The following is a 20,164-nucleotide window of genomic DNA, read 5'->3' on the forward strand; positions in this document are numbered from 1 at the left end:
TTAGACTCCTTCAGCTAATTCCTTTTCCAGCTCTGCTAACCAGTTTTCATAATAGCGTTTCTCGTCCCGTAGCATTCGGCTGCTATTCATTTTCTGTCTAGCAATCTTCATAGCCTTGCGAGTTTGAGCTACATCTTTCTTTACCTTAAATTGATACCAGGCTTGAATCACCTGCACATCTGTCATTTTTAGAGCTAAAAAGGATTTAATGCTTCGAATACTTGTATATTCCTCTGCTTTCTCATTATCCCCTTCCAGCAAGGCGATTTGAAGAAGGTATAGCTGGCAAAAAGTTTCAGACAGCGAGTGTTCTGTTCTCTCTAGTAAAGATTGAAATAGCTTTTTAGCTGCCTCTAAATGACCATCCAATATGAAAACCACTCCCTCAAGAGTTTGAATACTTTCTGCAAAGCTCCCTCTCGCATCCTCAGCAACAGGCATGATAAAGTCTTTCAAATCATACTCTTGAGGAGCAAGCAAAGTTTGGGCAGAATGCCTTAACACCAAGTAAGCGTATTTGGTATTTTCAGGGTGTTGTAGCAATTCCCAGATTTTCGCTCCATCGGTAATGCCGACTGGCAAAGCGTTGTTTAGAAAGAAAGACAAATTAAGAAAAATCCAAGTACCAGCAAAATACCAGCTTTTTGTCAAAAATCCAAACAATATCGCCAATAATATCAAACTGAGATGAACCATCAAGCCTCCTGAAAGCATCAGGATGATTCTTTGATCACTTTCGTCCTCCTTTAAACCAATATACTGAGCACCAACATTTTTCAGAACGGCTGTTCGACTAAGATGAAACCTGCCTGACTTTTTGGTCAAAAGAAAATGTCCTAATCCAAAAGCCACCAGCCGATAGCCTGTTAAGTAACCACAAAGAGCATGACCCAGCTCATGAAGAATAAAGATTAAATATATGCTTAAAAGAGCGAAGGTATAACCAAAAGTAAAGACTAAAACTGCGGAATACCCCAACTCTGCAAATGCGATAGTGCCACAAGCAAAAGCTAGCATAATAAAGACAAAAGCTAGCACATAAACCAAATACGTCCCAAATTTTTTCATACCACCTTCTCCAAACTCCTAGTATCTCGGATAAGGATAAAACTCTCCCTCTTCCAAGCCAACTTTTCCTTCTTCAAAGACTTCTTGGTTCCATTCCATGACGAATTCCTCTGCTTCTGGGTTTTCCAAAAAGTCCATGAGGGCATCCAGCCCAACCTCGGCAGTATCTTTAAGAAAAAGGGCGAAATAGGCCAAAAATTCACGAGAAAATCCTTTTTTAGGCAGATAAGGGATGACCGTTAAATAGTCTTCTTCATTGACTGTTGACTTGGCAGGATTGTAAAAAAGCACCGCTTCCTCAAAAAGAATATCATCTGACGAAACTTCTCCGTCCTCATCCACCATCTCCACACCTGTAGCGTTTTGCGCTTCTAGTAAAAAACTCACTTCAACTGCATGGTTGCGCTTATCCCAGCTGATCTCATAGTCAAAGGGAAAGTTCTTGTCCAACTCTTCCTCTAAAACATCTAAAAATCCGTATGTTGCCATTTTGTCCTCTTTCTATGCGACTCTTTAATCGCCCCGATTGCTCGGAAATATGCTAAAATAGATACTACCATCTTACCACATATACATCAGAAAATCCATGTTAGAAAGGACTGCTATGCCAGACAATCTCGCGCTTCGCATGCGCCCCAAAACCATCGACCAGGTCATCGGTCAGGAGCATCTAGTCGGACCTGGAAAAATTATCCGTCGCATGGTGGAAGCCAATCGTCTGTCCTCCATGATTCTCTACGGACCTCCAGGAATCGGCAAGACCAGTATCGCTTCTGCCATCGCTGGAACGACCAAGTATGCCTTTCGGACCTTTAATGCGACAGTGGATAGTAAAAAGCGACTCCAAGAAATCGCTGAAGAGGCTAAATTCTCAGGTGGACTGGTTCTGCTACTGGACGAGATTCACCGACTAGATAAAACCAAGCAAGATTTTCTACTTCCCCTCTTGGAAAGTGGACTGGTCATCATGATTGGGGCTACGACTGAAAATCCTTTCTTTTCTGTCACTCCAGCCATTCGCAGTCGTGTTCAGATTTTTGAGTTAGAACCCTTGGCCAATCAAGATGTTAAAGAGGCGATTCAAATCGCTCTAACTGACCCTGAACGTGGCTTTGATTTCCCAGTTGAGCTAGATGAGGATGCACTGGATTTCATCGCAACATCTACAAACGGTGATCTGCGTTCTGCCTTTAATTCGCTGGATTTGGCTGTTCTTTCGACTCCAGCAAATGATAAAGGCATTCACCATATAACACTTGACATCATGGAAAATAGCCTGCAGCGGAGCTATATTACTATGGACAAGGATGGGGACGGACACTATGATGTCCTTTCAGCCCTGCAAAAGTCCATCCGTGGTTCGGATGTTGATGCCAGTCTCCACTACGCCGCCCGCTTGATTGAAGCTGGTGATCTGCCTAGTCTCGCTCGTCGCTTGACCGTTATTGCTTATGAAGATATCGGCTTGGCCAATCCCGAAGCTCAAGTCCACACCGTGACTGCTCTGGATGCTGCCCAAAAGATTGGGTTCCCAGAAGCCCGCATTCTCATTGCCAATGTCGTGATTGATTTGGCCCTTTCTCCAAAATCCAACTCAGCCTATGCTGCTATGGACAAGGCTCTTGCTGATCTCAAAACATCAGGGCATTTGCCTATCCCTCGACACCTGCGCGATGGTCACTACAGTGGAAGCAAGGAACTGGGAAATGCCCAAGACTATCTCTATCCCCACAACTATCCTGGAAATTGGGTCAAGCAAGATTATCTGCCAGAAAAAATTAAAAGCCATCGCTATTTCACTCCGGAAGATACGGGTAAATATGAACGCGCCTTAGCACAAAGAAAAGAAACAATCGATCATTTACGAGAAAACTGAAATCCTTTTCAAAAAATTGCATTTTTCTCTTGATTTTTTTTGAAAAAGTGGTATCATATAAACATAGAAACGCTGTGGTGTACGACTTCACACTTAAGTGTTGACCGACTATTTTTTGTATTATTAGGGAAACAAAAGTCTTCTAACAGCATGTAGGCCGTCTCACACGGAAACAGCTTCAGTTAGAGCGAGTTGCCCACCTGCTTAATTGCGCGGGTTCAATACAAACCGTGAAGTTTCGGCACCAATACAGCTTTTTTCTTTGCCTCCTTAGCTCAGCTGGCAGAGCAGCGGACTCTTAATCCGTGGGTCACAGGTTCGATCCCTGTAGGGGGCATCTAAATCAACAGGAAAAAGCCTTGAGTTCCAAGGCTTTTTTGCTTATCTATAACTGATTTGCCTCATCATTTGTCCCACATTTTAAATCTATCTTTTCTTTTTGAATCAAATTACATCTTTACAAATAGTGTAAAGCCAGTTACTTTTGCTTTGATGCCATACAATATTTTCATGTAGAGAAGACAAATTTTATCTTCTTTTTTTATTTTCAAAATAATAAAAACTGATTTTCTTTTCATAAATCAGACTGAAACTTCCAAATTTTCCATTTTGTTTATTGACATTTCCTCTAAAAAGGTGTATAATATTTTTTTATCAAACTATACTATATAGGGGGTATTGAAATGAAATTTTCTAATCGTTTACTGCTATTCCTTGCAGGAGTTGTTTTTGTCCTTTTAGGACTTTTCCTATTTACAAACCCAGTAGCTAATCTTGTTGCTTACAGCTGGTGGATTGCATTTGGTTTACTGGTTTCTTCTATAGCAGCTATTTTAGGCTATTTCTCTGTACCAAAAGAGCTTCGCTCACCAGCTCATCTTTTCCAAGGGATTGTTAATCTTCTCTTAGCTCTTTACCTCGTTGCCTATGGCTTTGTGACGCTGCCAGTTGTCATTCCAACTATTTTAGGAATTTGGTTAATTGTAGAAGCCATTATAGTTTTCTTTAAAGGCAATCGTTTGGGATTGATTTTCCCTATTATTGGCAACCATATCATGTGGATAGCGTTGCTTGCATTTTTACTAGGTCTAGTGATTTTGTTCAATCCAGTAGCTACAAGTGTCTTTGTCGTTTATGTCGTTGCCTTTGCATTTTTAATTGTTGGTTTCACCTATATCCTTGATGCCTTTCGTAAATAATCTAGCTGCCATTTTGGGCATATTAAAAAAGCTGGGAAGTTACATTCTCAGCTTTTTCTGTTGCTTCCTTAGCTCAGTTGGTAGAGCAGTAGACTCTTAAGCTATGGGGCGCAGGTTCGAGCCCTGCAGGGGGCATCTAAATCAACAGAAATAAGCCTTGAAACCAAGGCTTTTTTTAACGTCTAATAGCTTTTTGTAGAAAAGTATTTAAAAATAAAAGAGAAGAGAATCTCTCACTCTCTTCTCAGTATATCTTATTAAATTTAGTTTTTCTTAATCTAGCTGATTTTCCTTTGCAACGACAAATTCCTTAACCAATCGATAGATAACAGCAAATATCGGTGTAAAGAATATCATCCCAAGTAAGCCAAAGAGATTGCCTCCAATACTAGCAGCCGCAAGCGTGAAAATAGCTGGCAAACCAATAGATTGACCTACAACTCTAGGATAAATAAGGTTTCCTTCAATCAGCTGTATAACTTGATATAGAAGAAGAGAAAGTAAGGCTTGAGTAGGACTCACTGTGAAGATAAAAATCGCTCCCACAACACAAGCAATCATAGGCCCTACATAAGGAATGAACGATAGCACTCCTGCAAATATACCTGTCATTACCCCATAAGGTAGTCCAAACAGGCTGTAGCCAACCGCTATCATAACTCCTATGATGACTGCTTCAATCAGCTGACTCATCAAAAATTGGTCATAAGTCTCTAGTGCTACTTGTCCAATGTAAGTTAACTTTGTCACCACTTTCTCTGGAAATATAACTTTTAGAAGTCTACTCGTCATCGCTGCCAGATGTTCCTTACTGGATAAAAATAAAAAGGTAAATACTATAATCAGAAAGGCATTCATTATACTTGAAAAAATATTTCCTATATTACTAGTCAGACCGGATAAGAAGGTTATCAAAGCTTGACTAATAGAGCTAGACTGTCCCTGAATTCCTGATACGATAGTTGACAGCATGTCTTTGGTTACAAATTCCGAGCTGTCTAGCAATTTCCCAAGTTGAGTCAGGACTGTTGAAAGGACTGCTCCCAGCTGACTAATAGTCTGAGCAAGGGTTGGAAGCACCAAAACCAAAAGACAGATCACGATTAAGATAAGAGATAGGAAAACAAGCACCATAGCAATCGGACGGCGCAACCCTGCCTTTACCTTCATTTTAACTAGGAATTCTTCAATTTTTTTCATGGGAACATTGAGCACAAAAGCAATGACAGCACCATAAATCAAGGTAGAAGTTACTTCAAAGAGAGATACTGCCCCTGATATAAAGCTTGATGCATTCAGAATTACAAGAGTAACCAGCCCTATAAAAAGTATTAATGGGGTGTATTTTTTTACTAAATTCATAAATTCTCCTTAATAAACATGTTTAGATACGACTATACTATTTGGTTTTTCAAACTCTCGGTCAAGGTAAGCTTGGTAAGTTCCTGGTGCGATAAATCCTTTGGGTGAGAGGATATCGGTGCCAGCCTGACCGACTATGGTATCAGCCAAGAGCACACAGTTTGTAGATAAGACAAAGTAGGATTTAAACTTAGATTTGATAAATTTATAAAGTTCCCCATCTGTCTCATGTCTGATTTTATAAGCGTAGGTGTAGTCTTCCTTACCATCACCTGTCATGATTTTATCTGCACTTGGCTCCCATGGAATCGTCAGTTGTTTCAATTCAGCCAACTTTTTCTGAACTGCTTTTTCCATTTCAGGCGTCAAATCTATCCCATAACCAAAAAGCGTTTTTTGACTCTCACGTTTACATAGGTCAATGTACTTGTCACGATCACAGAAATATAAGACACCATCTCCTACCATGCCAAATAAGGTCTCAGAAGACGGATCATAGTTGCCATAAGAAATAACACGGCCTTGATAGCAGATATCCACATGACCAATTGCCGAAAACAGGGAGGTCTCAGCTGTATGAACAAAAATTTCTAGCTCTGCTGTCTTACCAGACTTCACTATTCCAAGATGGATATCTTCTTCCTCATCAGCATTTTCCAGCATAAATTTGTTAATTTTTGCTAAAGTTCTTGCAGGGATGAGAGCGGCTAGGACAATAGGTAAGCTAATTCTAATGCGACGTTTGAGATGGTTTTTCCCAATTTCCCCTTCAAATAAGAAACCGTCACGGATATTGGACAGACCATAAAGGAAAAAATAAGCCCCTAAAACAAAGAGTTGAAAGACAGAATTTCCCGTAGAGGACAAAAGACTAGCTCCACCAAGAAAAACTAGTAGAATACCATCTAGTAAGAGACGAAAACGAGGTCGAATATTATTTTTACGGTAGAGAACATAGGTGACAAGATTAATCGTGGCCCTAAAAATCTGATAAACTCCAATCACAAGAGCCAGAACATAAATCGGTATATCAGTCGCAAGATTAGAACCTAGCAAATATCCCAGCACTAACAATTTAACCAGTGCAACTCCCAAGGTATCCGTTGACTGGCTTTTTTTGAAAACTCTTAATAGCAAATCTACGACCGTTGCTATCCAAGCTAAAAACAGAACCAGGCGAATAACTGTTACTGGCAACCAAGTCCCCGTGACCATCAAGATGAGACCTAGCAGAACAAACAAGAACCCCTGAGCAAGTAATTTCTTACCTGTCAGACCTAAAGATAGAATTTTCGCCATATAAAAACCTTTCAACAATAAAAATTAAACACTCCGATTAAACTGACTAGTAAATAGCCAACACTACAAACAGCCTGTGCCAGCAACATATGGTGACTAGAAATGACTGTAGTAATGTCACCATCTTGTCTTATGCACTTCTAAAATTTGTTATATTGATTAGAAACCAGAGCTTATAAAAACTAGCTAAACTCGAGAGATAGACACAATTGCGACGAAAAAATGTATAACCAATTCAACTTGTTAAGGTAAGAAAGCATTATTTCCAATCTATTAATTATTCATCTATTACCTATTATGACACAATATTCCCTATAGTTCAACTTTTTACTTGTTTTTATATTACACGGACTAAAAAGTTTTCAACAGTTGATTGCATTTGTTTTAATAAGTTTTAACCTTTCTTGGTTAGATAAAAAAAGAACCATACAGTTTAGAATCTGTATGGTTTTTGCCCCACTTTTGTCCCATTTTTAAATCATGACATTGAAAATACCTAAAATCACTTATATTTCAATATTTTTAATTGCTCTCAATATGAAAGTCCTTTCCAAATCCCTGTAGGGGGCATCTAAATACAACAGGAAAAAGCCTTGATTTACTAGGCTTTTTTGTGTAGTCTTAGCACTAAAAAACGATAGAAAAAACACCCCTTCTGAACTGCACCCCAAAAGTTAGACAGAAAAAACCTAACTTTTGGGGTCAGTACATTATCAAGGTTTTTTAGGTTGAAGGCAAACACTTTGCCCAACTAGACGAGACCAATAGTGACAGCCGGCAAGTCGATACTACCTTCAAGGAATGGGTTGAGACGGTCCCTGATACTGAACTGCAGCTCTACTTCGACCTCTTTTTTGGAATCATTCTTGATGCAGGCATCTCCTCTATCAACGATCCCTCTTCTTTCAAGGTCATTGAACACATTCATCAACTCTTTGTCCAAGCTTAATCCCTCACTCCTGAAGAAAGAGAAACCATGGGACGCTTAACCCAACTCTTGAGTGATACTCGCTACCAAGCTTGGAAGAATCGTTAAGATAAGAAAGTCAATGAATCACCCGATTCATTGGCTTTTTTAGAAAAAAGGGTCAGAAAAGTTAGCCTAAATCACGAACCTTGACGAGAGATTCTTTTTTTGTTAAAATGTAACAAATCTTATTACATTTAACATAGGATAATCTATGAAAGGACTTCTACTATGAAATCATTAAAAGGTATTTTATTTATTGGACTTAGTATGCTTCTGACTATTCTAGCTTGGCTCAGTTCAGGTGCTAGTCAGTTTCTAATCCCTGGTTTAGCTCTCACTACCCTCTCACTGACTTTTATACTAGCTAGCCGTTTACCCCTGCTTGAATCTTGGTTTAACGGACTTGAAAAGATGTATCTAGCTCATAAATTCACCGCTTTTCTATCCATTCTCCTACTAACCCTACACAACTTTAGCATGGGCGGTCTCTGGGGTTCACATTTGGCTGCACAGTTTGGAAATATCGCTATCTATATCTTTATCAGCATCGTTCTGGTTGCCTATCTGGGACAATACATCCAGTATGAAGCTTGGAGATGGATTCATCGATTGGTTTATCTAGCCTATATCTTTGGCCTTTTTCATGTTTTGATGATCATGGGAAATCGCCTCCTCTCCTTTAGTTTCCTAGGTCTTATCTTTGGAATCTATGCTATTTTAGGCTTGCTTGCAGGTTTTTATATTATTTTCCTTTATCAAAAGATCGGTTTCACCTATCTTGGAAAAATCGTAGGAATCAAACGCCTCAACCACGATACAGCTGAAATTGAAATAGAGCTCAGTCATACTTTCACCTACGAATACGGGCAATTTGCCTTTCTAAAAATTTTCCAAAAGGGTTTTGAGACTGCTCCACACCCTTTCTCCATCTCTGGAGGACAAGGACGAACTCTTTATTTTACGATAAAAAACTCTGGTGACCACACCAAGAATATCTATGACAATCTTCAAGTTGGTAGCAAGGTTGCGGTTGATCGCGCCTATGGACATATGACTATGGAACACGGTTCAAAGCAGCAAATCTGGATCGCAGGTGGGATTGGAATTACACCTTTCATCTCTTATATCCGGGAGCATCCTATCCTGGACAGGAACGTCCGCTTCTACTATAGTTTCCGTGGAGAGGAAAATGCTGTCTACCTAGATCTACTTCGTGACTACGCCCGTCAAAATGCTAACTTTGACCTGCAGCTAGTCGATAGCAATGAAAAAGGATACCTGACTTTGGATCAAGAAGCAATCCCTGACCAGACTACGGTCTATATGTGTGGACCGCTTCCTATGATGAAGACCCTTGCTAAGCAAATCAAGAAAAAGAATCCCAAAGTAAAACTCATTTACGAAGGTTTCAAGTTTAAATAAGATCATTGTCCCTCTAACACAAAAGAGGGACTTTCTTTTCGCTTTATTTACCTCTTCTATGCTATACTTAGTTTAGTACATTCTTTGAGATTGGAGCCAGTATGAAAATCCATAAAACCGTGAATCCCGTTGCCTATGAAAATACTTATTACCTGGAAGGAGATCAACACCTGATTGTGGTTGACCCAGGTAGCCATTGGGAATCTATTCGCAAGACTATCGAGAAGATCAACAAACCAGTCTGCGCGATTCTCCTGACCCACACCCACTACGACCATATTATGAGTCTGGACTTAGTTCGTGAGACTTTTGGAAATCCTCCAGTTTATGTAGCAGAGAGTGAAGCTAGCTGGCTTTATACACCTGTAGATAATCTCTCTGGTCTCCCTCGTCACGATGATATGGCTGATGTCATCTGCAAACCAGCTGAACACACCTATGTCTTTCATGAAGAATACCAGATCGAGGAATTCCGTTTTACTGCCCTACCAACTCCTGGTCACTCTATCGGTGGTGTTTCCCTGGTCTTTCCTGATGCCCATCTAGTCTTAACAGGAGATGCTCTATTCCGCGAAACCATCGGACGGACCGACCTTCCTACAGGTAGTATGGAACAGCTTCTTCATGGTATCCAAACTCAACTCTTTACCCTCCCTAACTACGATGTCTATCCTGGACATGGTCCAGCTACGACCATCGCTCACGAAAAGACCTTTAATCCCTTTTTCTAGCAAACAAAAAACCAAGGATAATTTCCTTGGTTAATTTTTCTGTATCAGGACTCACTCTGCCAAATCGAAGATGGGCGAATAAGTGGAACCAAAATTAATTCACTAGCTCAAAGGCTTTCCAATCAAATTTAGTCAGATCAACCTCTTCAGAAGAAACCTCTAAAACTTGAGCAACTTTTTCATTTCCACCAATTTTAAGAGTCATTTCTTTCACTATCTTTACGCCTTTGTTATTCAAAGAATAAAGAGTTAGGTCCATTTCTGGAGAAGTCGAATGCCAATTTGCATAGCTAACTTGATCATTTTCATAGAGACTTAAACTAGATCGAAAACCACCCGCAGATGCTGCATAACCTGTATGAAGCAATGTGGGTTTTTGATTTTCCAAATAATAGACTGCTGTAAGATTTTGGCCATTCCCAATTAGCAATTCATCCTGTCCATCTTTGTTCAAATCTGAAAAAACATATTCTGGAGCCACTGGTTTTTCATAGGTGCTTAATGTGAAAATATAGCCAAACTCCTCTGGGGAAACTTTATTCTCCTTCAGCTCTTTTTGCAACTCTTCTCTCTTACCTTGATTTAAAAGTGATACATAGCGCTTATATCGTTCGAGAACTTCTTTATATAGGTCCTGTCCCGTATCATTTTCCCTTTCAACCGTAGTTGATGGTGCCGTTTTGGAAGAGCTTATGCTAGCTTCGCTATCTGATTTTGTAGCTATATCCTTTTGAACTTCTTTAGCTGAAGTGGTTGCTGTAGTTGACGTCTCTACATTTTCCCTACTTTGATTCCCTCCACAAGATGCCAAAATTGGAAGGCAAAGAGCTACGATCATCATCATCCAATATTTCTTCATGTTTCCCTCATTATTTTCATTTTAAGTATTCTAAAATTAGCAATTTACTCAAAAAATCAGAAAGTACACTTTAGCATGTACTTTCTGAATCCTTGTTTAACGGAATCTCTTAATAGAACACTCTTACCAAATAATCACACGATCCTCTGGTGCACGCCACATGCCATCACCTTCTTTGACATCATAGGTTGTAAAGAAGTCATCGAAGTTTGGTACTTGGACATTGACCCGGAGTTTAGCAGGCGCGTGCACATCGACACTAGCCATGAGTTTCATCAACTCCGGACGGCCTTTCATACGCCAGATACGAGCAAAGTTGTGGAAGAATTCTTCAGCAGAGAAGTCCGGTTCTCTCTTGGCAGCTTCAAGCGCTGCAGCAATTCCTCCCAAGTCGGCAACGTTTTCTGATACAGTTAGTTTTCCGTTGATTCTTGCGCCGTAGGACTCCAGTCCATCAAACTGGTCGATAACTTTCTGTGTTTTTTCTTTGAAGGCAGCATAGTCACTTTCTGTCCACCAGTCTTTGAGGCTACCATTTTCATCAAAAGAAGCACCATTTGTATCAAAGGCGTGGGAAATTTCATGGGCAATAACTGCCCCAATACCACCGTAGTTGGCAGAAGACGACTGATGCAAGTCATAGAATGGAGCCTGCAAAATAGCCGCTGGAAAGACAATCAAGTTCTTCTGAGGATTGTAGTAGGCATTGACCATATGTGCTGGCATGCCCCACTCCTTGTAGTCAACAGGTTGGTTCCACTTGCTCCAGCTGTGCTTGATTTCCACACGCGCAAAGGCTAGGGCATTCTCAAAGAGGCTGGCTGTTTCATCCACTACCTTGTCCTTATAACGGGCTGGCAACTCCTCCGGATAACCGATATAAGGTTTGATGACATTGAGTTTGACGATGGCCTTGTCACGCGTTTCAGGAGTGAGCCAGTCATTCTTAGCCAAACGTTCCTTATAAACGTCAATCATAGTCGCTACTTTTTTCTCTACGTCTACTTTTGCTTCTGGGGAGAATTTTTCATGCGCATACCAGAGACCTAGGGCTTGCTTGAAAGGACCTTGGGCCAAGTGGTAAGCCGCCTTGACCTTGTCCTGAGCTTCTGGAACACCTGAAAGAGCTCGCGCGTAGGCACCTGACAAAACACGAATCTCATCTGTCAAATAACTGGTTGAAAGATTGACCACAGCCAAAATCAAGGCTGCCTTGAGCAAAGGCCACGCTTCTTCACTGTAGAATTGCTCTGCTGCTTGCCAGAAACGTTCTTCATCTACAATAACCTTGTCTGGCGTTTGTCCAATCACCTTTTGGAAGAAATCATCCAAAGGGAGTGCAGGGGCAAATTTCTTGAAATCTTCATAAGAATATGGATGATAAAGTTTCGCATATTCTGAACTTTCTTCGTTAGAAAGTACTACAGCCGCAACTCGACGGTCCAACTCCAATCGTTTTTCTTGTAAATCCGAAATCTCATCCTCTGAAAAACCATAAACCTTAAGAAGGTTGCGATTTTTTTCTTTCCATAAAGTCAAGAGCTTTTCTCGTTGCGGATGTTCTTCAGCATAATAAGTTGTATCTGGCAAAATCGTCCTTGGAGCGCTGGCCCAGAGAACATTGGTTCTGGCATCCATAAAGTCTGGCGATACACCAAATGGGAGGAAGTTTGGCTTGCCTTCTAGTTCAAACGCTGCTAGTTTGCTGGTGAAATCTGCAAAACTCTCCAAGTCTTGGTATTCCTTGAGTAGAGGAAGGACGGGCTTAATCCCATCTGCTTCTCTCTTATCAAAATCACGTACCATACGATGGTACTTAACAAAATTTGAGAGGATAGCATCCTCTGGGACCTCTTCACCTGCCAACCACTTTTCTGTGGTTGCCAACATCAAATCTTCAATTTCCTCGTCAAGGTCAATAAAACCACCTGTTCGAGATTTGTCAGCTGGAATCACAGCTGTTTTTTCCCATTCGCCATTGACTGCATCATAAAAATCATCTTGATAACGTGTCATCTTGTTCTCGCTTTCATTTTTTCACTTATTCTTAGCTTAGCAAAAAACACAGGAGAATGCAATTAAAAATGGTCTCTCTTTTCACTTCATTTTTCAGTTATTATTTCAAATTTTACAGAAATTAACTTGACTTAATTTTTTTTTTAATGTATATTAAAAGACAGGAGGAATACAACTGTATGATACGTATCGAAAACCTCAGTGTCTCCTACAAAGAAACGTTGGCACTAAAGGATATTTCACTAGTGCTCCACGGACCAACTATTACCGGAATTATTGGTCCAAACGGTGCTGGAAAATCAACTTTATTAAAAAGTATGTTGGGAATTATCCCACATGAAGGTCAGGCCTTTCTCGACGACAAAGAAGTCAAGAAATCTTTAAATCGAGTTGCCTATGTCGAGCAAAAAATCCATATCGACTACAATTTCCCTATCAAGGTCAAGGAATGCGTCTCGCTGGGACTCTATCCATCTATCCCACTCTTTCACACCTTAAAGGCCAGCCACTGGAAAAAAGTGGCAGATGCACTTGAAATCGTTGGACTCTCAGACTATGCTGATCGCCAAATCAGCCAGCTCTCAGGAGGACAATTCCAACGTGTTTTGATTGCCCGTTGCTTAGTGCAGGAAGCTGACTACATCTTTCTAGATGAGCCATTTGTCGGGATTGATTCGGTTAGTGAAGAGATTATCATGAATACGCTGAGAGACCTTAAAAAAGCTGGTAAAACAGTTCTTATCGTCCATCATGACCTCAGTAAAGTCCCCCATTATTTCGACCAAGTTTTGCTTCTCAATCGAGAATTAATAGACCTTGGTCCGACCGAAGAAACCTTTACCGAGGCCAATCTCAAAAAGGCCTACGGTAGCAAACTCTTTTTCAATGGAGGTGACCTATGATAGCAGAATTTATCGATGGATTGCAAAATTTCCATTTCCTACAAAACGCCTTGATCACAGCTATTGTCATCGGAGTCGTTGCTGGAGCTGTGGGATGTTTTATCATCCTACGCGGAATGTCTCTCATGGGGGATGCCATCTCTCACGCAGTTTTGCCCGGCGTAGCCCTTTCCTTTATCCTGGGAATTGATTTCTTTATTGGAGCGATCATCTTTGGCTTGATGGCTTCCATCATCATTACCTACATCAAGGGAAACTCTATCATCAAGAGTGACACTGCCATTGGTATTACCTTTTCATCTTTCTTAGCCTTAGGTGTCATCTTGATTAGTGTTGCCAAGAGTTCGACAGACCTCTTCCATATCCTTTTTGGGAATATCCTCGCTGTCCAAGATACGGACATGTGGATCACCATCGGTGTGGGGGCATTGATTCTCTTGATTATCGGGATTTTCTTTAAACAACTATTGATTACATCCTTTGACGAGCTTTTGGCTAAAGCCATGGGAATGCCCGTCAATTTCTACCACTATCTGCTCATGGTGCTCTTGACCCTTGTATCCGTTACCGCCATGCAAAGTGTTGGAACTATTCTTATCGTGGCCATGTTGATCACCCCAGCTGCGACGGCTTACCTTTATGCTAATAGCCTAAAGAGTATGATTTTTCTTTCATCAACCCTAGGGGCAACCGCTTCTGTCTTGGGACTCTTTATCGGCTACAGCTTCAATCTCGCAGCAGGATCCAGCATCGTGCTCACATCCGCCAGCTTCTTTTTAATCAGTTTCTTTATCTCTCCTAAGCAACGATACTTGAAACTAAAAAATAAAAAAATCAATAAATAAGGGGAAACCCTTCTGGAGGAATCTAATGAAAAAATTAGGTACATTGCTCGTTCTTTTTCTTTCTATCATTGGATTAGCTGCCTGTGCTAGTGGGAAAAAAGATGCAGCATCTACAAACCAAAAACTGAAGGTTGTAGCGACTAACTCTATCATCGCTGATATTACTAAAAATATCGCTGGTGACAAGATTGACCTTCACAGTATCGTACCTGTCGGACAAGACCCTCATGAGTACGAACCACTTCCTGAAGACGTAAAGAAAACTTCTCAAGCTGATTTGATTTTCTATAACGGTATCAACCTTGAAACTGGTGGCAATGCTTGGTTTACCAAATTAGTAGAAAATGCCAAGAAAACTGAAAACAAAGACTACTTTGCAGTTAGCGAAGGCGTTGATGTTATCTACCTTGAGGGCCAAAACGAGAAAGGCAAAGAAGATCCACACGCTTGGCTCAACCTTGAAAATGGGATGATTTATGCTAAAAATATCGCTAAACAGCTCATTGCAAAAGACCCTAGCAACAAGGAATTCTACGAAAAAAATCTCAAAGACTATACTGAAAAACTAGACAAACTGGACAAGGAAGCCAAAGAGAAATTTAACAATATCCCTGCTGAGAAGAAACTCATCGTAACCAGCGAAGGATGCTTCAAATACTTCTCTAAGGCTTACGGAGTTCCAAGTGCCTACATCTGGGAAATCAACACAGAAGAAGAAGGAACACCTGAACAAATCAAGACCTTGGTTGAAAAACTTCGCCAAACAAAAGTTCCATCACTCTTTGTTGAATCAAGTGTCGATGACCGTCCAATGAAAACTGTTTCACAAGATACAAATATCCCAATTTACGCACAAATCTTTACTGACTCAATCGCTGAAGAAGGTAAAGAAGGTGACAGCTACTACAACATGATGAAATACAATCTTGACAAGATTGCTGAAGGATTGTCTAAGTAATCCATTAAAAAACGTCGTTCTCACGGAATTGACGTTTTTTTTTACACTTTCCGGTCAAATCATTGGAAAAATCTGACAATTCTCGGTAAAATGAAAGAAAAAAGAATGGAGTAGTTTCATGACCACTTTTCTAGGAAATCCTGTAACCTTTACAGGTAAACAACTACAAGTCGGAGACAAGGCGCTCGACTTTTCCCTCACTACAACCGATCTCTCTAAAAAAACGCTGGCTGACTTTGATGGAAAGAAAAAAGTCTTGAGTGTTGTCCCTTCTATCGACACTGGTATCTGCTCAACGCAAACTCGTCGCTTCAACCAAGAACTTGCTAGCCTTGACAATACCGTCGTTCTTACTGTTTCTATGGACCTACCATTTGCCCAAGGACGCTGGTGTGGGGCTGAAGGCCTTGACAATGCCATCATGCTTTCAGACTACTTTGACCATTCTTTCGGACGTGATTATGCCCTCTTGATCAACGAATGGCATCTCCTTGCACGTGCCGTCTTTGTTCTCGATGCTGACAATATCATCCGTTATGTAGAATACGTTGATAATATCAACACGGAGCCAAACTTTGAAGCTGCCATTGCTGCGGTTAAAGAACTAGACTAAAATCACAAGCATTATGGCAGAAAGCTAGAGAAATCTAGCTTTTTTTGATATACTAGATGGAGAGAAAAGACAAGAGGGAACGAATGACGCCAAATAAAGAAGACTACCTAAAATGTATTTATGAAATCGGTACGGAAATGCAAAAAATCACCAATAAAGAAATTGCTGCCCGTATGCAGGTCTCTCCACCTGCCGTAACAGAGATGATCAAACGCATGAAAAGTGAAAATCTCATCCTCAAGGACAAGGAGAACGGCTATCTATTGACAGATATTGGCCTCAAACTGGTCTCTGAGCTTTATCGTAAACACCGTTTGATTGAAGTCTTTCTAGTTCACCATCTAGACTATACCAGCGATCAAATCCACGAGGAAGCTGAGGTTCTAGAACACACTGTCTCTGACCTCTTTGTGGAGAGATTGGATAAACTGCTTGGCTTCCCTCAAACCTGCCCCCACGGAGGAACCATCCCAGCCAAGGGAGAGCTCTTGGTCGAAATCAACAACTTACCACTAGCAGAGACCAAAGAAGCCGGTACCTACCTCCTGACTCGGGTTCATGATAGCTTTGATCTGCTCAAATACTTAGAAAAGCATGAAATTCATATCGGTGACCAACTCCAAGTCAAACAGTTTGATAATTTTTCCAATACCTTTACACTGGTCAACAAAGGTGAAGACCTCCAAATTAGTATGGATATCGCCAAACAACTCTATGTCGAAAAAATCAACTAACCCCTTGTTCCTGAAAGAAACTTCTTTCAGGGATTTTTTATTATTTTAGTTGTAAGTCCCATTCTTTTGGTGTAGAATGAAGTTAGAGAAAAGAGGGAGGTCATCTTATGAAAAAGCTATTTAGAATCCATTTTGCAACCATTGCACTCAGTGATTTGCTACTATTAGCAATTTTTATCTCCAAAACCGATCCCTCTGTAGAGTGGATGCTACTCTCTGGCTTTATTTTCATCCTTGCTCAGGGACTACTGCTATTTCGCTTAGTCAACCGACTCAAAAATCAATTCGCTGAGATTTATCCTCAGATTAACAAAAAAATTCACCTCTACTATCTAGGGGTTCTCACCATTGATTTTCTATTATTTGTCCTTTTAGCCTTCACTAGTTATCAGCGATTTTCCTCTCTTATGCCAATCGTTACTTCTTGTCATTCTACTTTTTATTATATAATGGCTAGCCACATAAGAGAAAACTATCCAGACTTTTACAACAAACACATTTCTTTCTGGAAGTGTTTATAAACAAAAACCAAGCCAGCTGGGCTTGGTTTTCTTATCTATTTTTTGTATCAAGGATAATGGTGACCGGTCCGTCATTGACCAGCTCCACCTGCATATCCGCTCCAAAGATGCCTGTCTGAACGGGCACTTCCTGAGCTAGCTTTTGGTTGAAAGCCTCATAGAAGGCAGCTGCCATATCCGGCTTGGCTGCTCCTGTATAGGCGGGACGATTGCCTTTCTTGGTATCCGCAAAGAGGGTAAACTGAGAAATAGAAAGGAATTCCCCTTCAATATCCTTGACAGACAGATTCATCTTGCCTTCTGCATCTGAAAAAATCCGCATATTGACAAGCTTTCTCACAGCATAGTCCAGATCTTCCTCTTGGTCCTCTGGCCCAACACCGACCAGTAATAAAAGCCCCTGATTAATTTTTCCATGAACTTGGCCTTCGATACTCACTTGGGCTTTTTTAACCCGTTGGATAATGATTTTCATAATAGCCTTTCTAGTAAGAGCTAGGAGAATTAGCCGTTGGTTCGTTTGACAGAGTAGACCTCTGGCACACTTTTAATCTTATCCACTACTGTCGTTAGAGTTGAGAGGTTGGAAATACCAAAGGAGACATGGATATTAGCAAATTTCATATCCTTGGTTGGTTGAGCATTAACGGTTGAGATATTCTTGGTTGTGTTGGAGAGAACTTGCAGAACATCATTTAAGAGTCCTGTACGGTTGAGACCATAGATATCGATGTGGGCAGTGTATTCCTTGCTTGAGAATTGATCTTCCCATTCCACATCAAGGAGACGTTGCTCATAGTTTTCTTGGGCACGGAGATTCATACAGTCCACACGATGAATAGCTACACCGCGTCCCTTAGTAATGTAGCCGACAATGTCGTCACCCGGCACTGGATTACAACACTTGGCAATACGAACGAGGAGTCCTGAAGCACCTTCAATGATCACACCACCCTCATGCTTAACCTTGAGGGTTTCTTTGTTTTCGACCTTAACTTCGCCACCTTTGACAAGCTCTTCTGCTTCCGCCTTGGCCTTAGCGCGTTCTTCCTCACGACGTTCCTTTTCGGTCAAACGGTTAAAGACGGTAATAGCGCCAATTTCTCCAAAACCAATGGCTGCGTAGAGAGCCTCCTCTGTCTTGTAGCTGGTCTTTTGAAGAACCTCGTCCATATGGCGCTTGTCCATAAACTTATTGGCTATATAGCCGTTTTCTTGGAACTGGGCCATCAACATTTCACGGCCCTTGTTAACGGATAATTCCTTGTCTTGATTTTTAAAGAACTGACGAATCTTGTTGCGCGCCTTGCTGGTCTTGACCATGTTGAGCCAGTCACGACTCGGACCAAAGGAGTTGGGATTGGTGATAATTTCAACCTGATCCCCTGTCTTGAGCTTGGTTGTCAGCGGAACCATACGGCCATTGACCTTGGCGCCAGTCGCTTTTTCACCGACTTTGGTATGGATTTCATAGGCAAAGTCAATCGGTCCTGAATCTTTTGGAAGGGAGCGAACTGCACCATCAGGAGTAAAGACGTAAATCTCCTCCGCCAGATAGTTTTCCTTAACAGAGTCCACAAATTCCTTGGCATCATCAGCCTGGTCTTGGAGCTCCATCATCTCCTTGATCCAGTTCATCCCAATAGCAGATTCCTTGCTGTTGACCTGCCCTTTAATGCCTTTCTTATAAGCCCAGTGAGCCGCAACCCCGTACTCAGCCACTTCGTGCATTTCTTTAGTACGAATCTGGAATTCAATCGGACCTTTTGGCCCATAAACAGTCGTATGGATAGACTGGTAACCATTGGCCTTGCGATTGGCGATATAGTCTTTAAAGCGGCCTGGCATCGGTTTCCAAAGTTCATGCACATAACCTAGCATAGCATAGACATCACTCTGGGTATCTAAGATACAGCGAATGGCAATCAGGTCATAAATTTCCTCAAAGCGTTTCTTCTTATCCTGCATCTTGCGGTAAATCGAATAGATATGCTTAGGACGACCATAGATTTTTCCTTTGAGATTGCGTTCGGTAGCATACTCTTCCAACTTGGTTACGACTTCATCGACCAAAGCCTCACGTTCTCTGCGTTTTTCCTTCATCATGTGAGTGATTTTGTAAAACTCAGTTGGATTGAGGTAACGGAAAGATAGATCTTCCAACTCCCACTTGACACTGGAAATCCCTAGACGATGAGCAAGTGGTGCGTAAATTTCCATGGTTTCTCTGGAGATCCGTTCTTGCTTGTCCTTTCGCAGGTGTTTGAGAGTCCGCATATTGTGCAAACGATCCGATAATTTAACCAAGATAACACGGATATCCTCAGACATGGCCATAAGCATCTTGCGGTGATTTTCAGCCAATTGTTCCTCGAGTGATTTGTACTCAACCTTACCAAGCTTGGTCACCCCATCAACGATAATCCGAACATCATGACCGAACTCTCTCTCCAAATCATCCAGTGTCGCATCTGTGTCTTCAACAACGTCATGCAAAAAACCACAGGCAACGGTTACGGCATCCAGCTTGAGCTTAGCCAGAATTCCTGCTACCTGAATGGGATGGATAATATAGGGCTCTCCTGATTTCCGAAACTGCCCACTATGACAATCAACTGCGTAAATCAATGCTTTTTGTACAAAAGCAACGTCTTCCTTTGTTAAATATTCTTTCGTTAAAGCGACTACCTGATCGCCCGTCAAATTCACTTCTTTCGGCATCTATACTCTCCAATTCTTCCTACCATTTTATCACTTTTTTAAGGATATGAAAACTAGAAAAGCTCTGC

18 protein-coding genes, 2 tRNA genes and 1 pseudogene are annotated in these 20,164 nt (G+C 41.1%); 13 read left to right on the forward strand and 8 right to left on the reverse strand.

Going from position 1 to position 20,164, the window contains the following annotated elements:
• Together K1I97_RS01190 and K1I97_RS01195 are read right to left on the reverse strand one after the other, a co-directional pair.
• Nucleotides 1-1,068: a M50 family metallopeptidase gene (locus K1I97_RS01190; RefSeq protein WP_223330989.1), complete on the reverse strand. Its 1,068-nt coding sequence runs from the start codon at nucleotides 1,066-1,068 to the stop codon at nucleotides 1-3.
• An 18-nt stretch (nucleotides 1,069-1,086) separates the two neighbouring features.
• Nucleotides 1,087-1,557 (reverse strand): DUF3013 family protein, encoded by a 471-nt coding sequence (locus tag K1I97_RS01195; protein ID WP_223330988.1) that lies wholly within the window; start codon nucleotides 1,555-1,557, stop codon nucleotides 1,087-1,089.
• A gap of 115 nt (nucleotides 1,558-1,672) precedes the next feature.
• Here K1I97_RS01195 and K1I97_RS01200 point away from each other — a divergent pair, with 115 nt between their 5' ends.
• The 4 genes from K1I97_RS01200 (at nucleotide 1,673) to K1I97_RS01215 (ending at nucleotide 4,278) form a co-directional block, all read left to right on the forward strand.
• Nucleotides 1,673-2,944, forward strand: a complete 1,272-nt coding sequence (locus K1I97_RS01200) for a replication-associated recombination protein A (RefSeq protein ID WP_223331167.1) — start codon at nucleotides 1,673-1,675, stop codon at nucleotides 2,942-2,944.
• A gap of 264 nt (nucleotides 2,945-3,208) precedes the next feature.
• Nucleotides 3,209-3,281, forward strand: a tRNA-Lys gene (locus tag K1I97_RS01205).
• A gap of 346 nt (nucleotides 3,282-3,627) precedes the next feature.
• Nucleotides 3,628-4,143 (forward strand): DUF308 domain-containing protein, encoded by a 516-nt coding sequence (locus tag K1I97_RS01210; RefSeq protein ID WP_000672740.1) that lies wholly within the window; start codon nucleotides 3,628-3,630, stop codon nucleotides 4,141-4,143.
• A 62-nt stretch (nucleotides 4,144-4,205) separates the two neighbouring features.
• A tRNA-Lys gene (locus tag K1I97_RS01215) sits at nucleotides 4,206-4,278 on the forward strand.
• 138 nt (nucleotides 4,279-4,416) lie between these two features.
• Here K1I97_RS01215 and K1I97_RS01220 read toward each other — a convergent pair.
• Both K1I97_RS01220 and K1I97_RS01225 read right to left on the reverse strand, forming a co-directional pair.
• Entirely contained in the window at nucleotides 4,417-5,505 is a 1,089-nt protein-coding gene (locus K1I97_RS01220) for an AI-2E family transporter (RefSeq protein WP_001055024.1), read from the reverse strand.
• A gap of 9 nt (nucleotides 5,506-5,514) precedes the next feature.
• Nucleotides 5,515-6,804: a membrane protein gene (locus K1I97_RS01225; protein ID WP_011836379.1), complete on the reverse strand. Its 1,290-nt coding sequence runs from the start codon at nucleotides 6,802-6,804 to the stop codon at nucleotides 5,515-5,517.
• A gap of 727 nt (nucleotides 6,805-7,531) precedes the next feature.
• Between K1I97_RS01225 and K1I97_RS01230 the strand changes: the two are divergent.
• The 3 genes and pseudogenes from K1I97_RS01230 to K1I97_RS01240 all read left to right on the forward strand — a co-directional run.
• Nucleotides 7,532-7,840: pseudogene (locus tag K1I97_RS01230) on the forward strand (Mbeg1-like protein); the annotation flags it as partial.
• A 162-nt stretch (nucleotides 7,841-8,002) separates the two neighbouring features.
• Entirely contained in the window at nucleotides 8,003-9,196 is a 1,194-nt protein-coding gene (locus K1I97_RS01235; protein ID WP_223330987.1) for a ferredoxin reductase family protein, read from the forward strand.
• A 101-nt stretch (nucleotides 9,197-9,297) separates the two neighbouring features.
• Nucleotides 9,298-9,927 (forward strand): MBL fold metallo-hydrolase, encoded by a 630-nt coding sequence (locus K1I97_RS01240; RefSeq protein WP_223330986.1) that lies wholly within the window; start codon nucleotides 9,298-9,300, stop codon nucleotides 9,925-9,927.
• A 94-nt stretch (nucleotides 9,928-10,021) separates the two neighbouring features.
• Here the strand turns inward: K1I97_RS01240 and K1I97_RS01245 are convergent, their stop codons facing one another.
• Together K1I97_RS01245 and K1I97_RS01250 are read right to left on the reverse strand one after the other, a co-directional pair.
• Nucleotides 10,022-10,786 carry a hypothetical protein gene (locus K1I97_RS01245; RefSeq protein ID WP_223330985.1) on the reverse strand — a complete coding sequence of 255 codons (765 nt, stop codon included), beginning with the start codon at nucleotides 10,784-10,786 and terminating at the stop codon, nucleotides 10,022-10,024.
• 123 nt (nucleotides 10,787-10,909) lie between these two features.
• Nucleotides 10,910-12,802, reverse strand: coding sequence for a M13 family metallopeptidase (locus K1I97_RS01250; protein WP_223330984.1), 1,893 nt, complete (start codon nucleotides 12,800-12,802; stop codon nucleotides 10,910-10,912).
• A 179-nt stretch (nucleotides 12,803-12,981) separates the two neighbouring features.
• Here K1I97_RS01250 and K1I97_RS01255 point away from each other — a divergent pair, with 179 nt between their 5' ends.
• The 6 genes from K1I97_RS01255 (at nucleotide 12,982) to K1I97_RS01280 (ending at nucleotide 17,375) form a co-directional block, all read left to right on the forward strand.
• The gene (locus tag K1I97_RS01255) at nucleotides 12,982-13,704 is read left to right on the forward strand and encodes a metal ABC transporter ATP-binding protein (RefSeq protein ID WP_223330983.1); all 723 of its coding nucleotides are present in this window, start codon (nucleotides 12,982-12,984) and stop codon (nucleotides 13,702-13,704) included.
• Entirely contained in the window at nucleotides 13,701-14,549 is an 849-nt protein-coding gene (locus K1I97_RS01260) for a metal ABC transporter permease (RefSeq protein WP_000559795.1), read from the forward strand. The genes K1I97_RS01255 and K1I97_RS01260 overlap by 4 nt, the downstream gene beginning before the upstream one ends.
• Nucleotides 14,550-14,574: 25 nt before the next feature.
• The gene (locus K1I97_RS01265; RefSeq protein ID WP_223330982.1) at nucleotides 14,575-15,507 is read left to right on the forward strand and encodes a metal ABC transporter substrate-binding protein; all 933 of its coding nucleotides are present in this window, start codon (nucleotides 14,575-14,577) and stop codon (nucleotides 15,505-15,507) included.
• Nucleotides 15,508-15,625: 118 nt separating this feature from the next.
• On the forward strand, nucleotides 15,626-16,120 hold the full coding sequence (gene tpx / locus K1I97_RS01270) for a thiol peroxidase (protein ID WP_093586402.1): 495 nt from the start codon (nucleotides 15,626-15,628) through the stop codon (nucleotides 16,118-16,120).
• Between the two features lie 83 nt (nucleotides 16,121-16,203).
• Nucleotides 16,204-16,854 (forward strand): metal-dependent transcriptional regulator, encoded by a 651-nt coding sequence (locus K1I97_RS01275; protein ID WP_223330981.1) that lies wholly within the window; start codon nucleotides 16,204-16,206, stop codon nucleotides 16,852-16,854.
• A 107-nt stretch (nucleotides 16,855-16,961) separates the two neighbouring features.
• Entirely contained in the window at nucleotides 16,962-17,375 is a 414-nt protein-coding gene (locus K1I97_RS01280) for a hypothetical protein (protein ID WP_223330980.1), read from the forward strand.
• Nucleotides 17,376-17,406: 31 nt separating this feature from the next.
• Here K1I97_RS01280 and dtd read toward each other — a convergent pair whose 3' ends face one another.
• Together dtd and K1I97_RS01290 are read right to left on the reverse strand one after the other, a co-directional pair.
• Nucleotides 17,407-17,850, reverse strand: a complete 444-nt coding sequence (gene dtd, locus K1I97_RS01285) for a D-aminoacyl-tRNA deacylase (RefSeq protein ID WP_223330979.1) — start codon at nucleotides 17,848-17,850, stop codon at nucleotides 17,407-17,409.
• A 29-nt stretch (nucleotides 17,851-17,879) separates the two neighbouring features.
• Complete coding sequence (locus K1I97_RS01290; RefSeq protein ID WP_223330978.1) at nucleotides 17,880-20,096, reverse strand: RelA/SpoT family protein; 2,217 nt, start codon at nucleotides 20,094-20,096, stop codon at nucleotides 17,880-17,882.
• Nucleotides 20,097-20,164: the final 68 nt, after the last annotated feature.

It is taken from the genome of Streptococcus oralis (assembly GCF_019929345.1).
In the GTDB taxonomy this organism is placed as follows: Bacteria; Bacillota; Bacilli; order Lactobacillales; family Streptococcaceae; genus Streptococcus.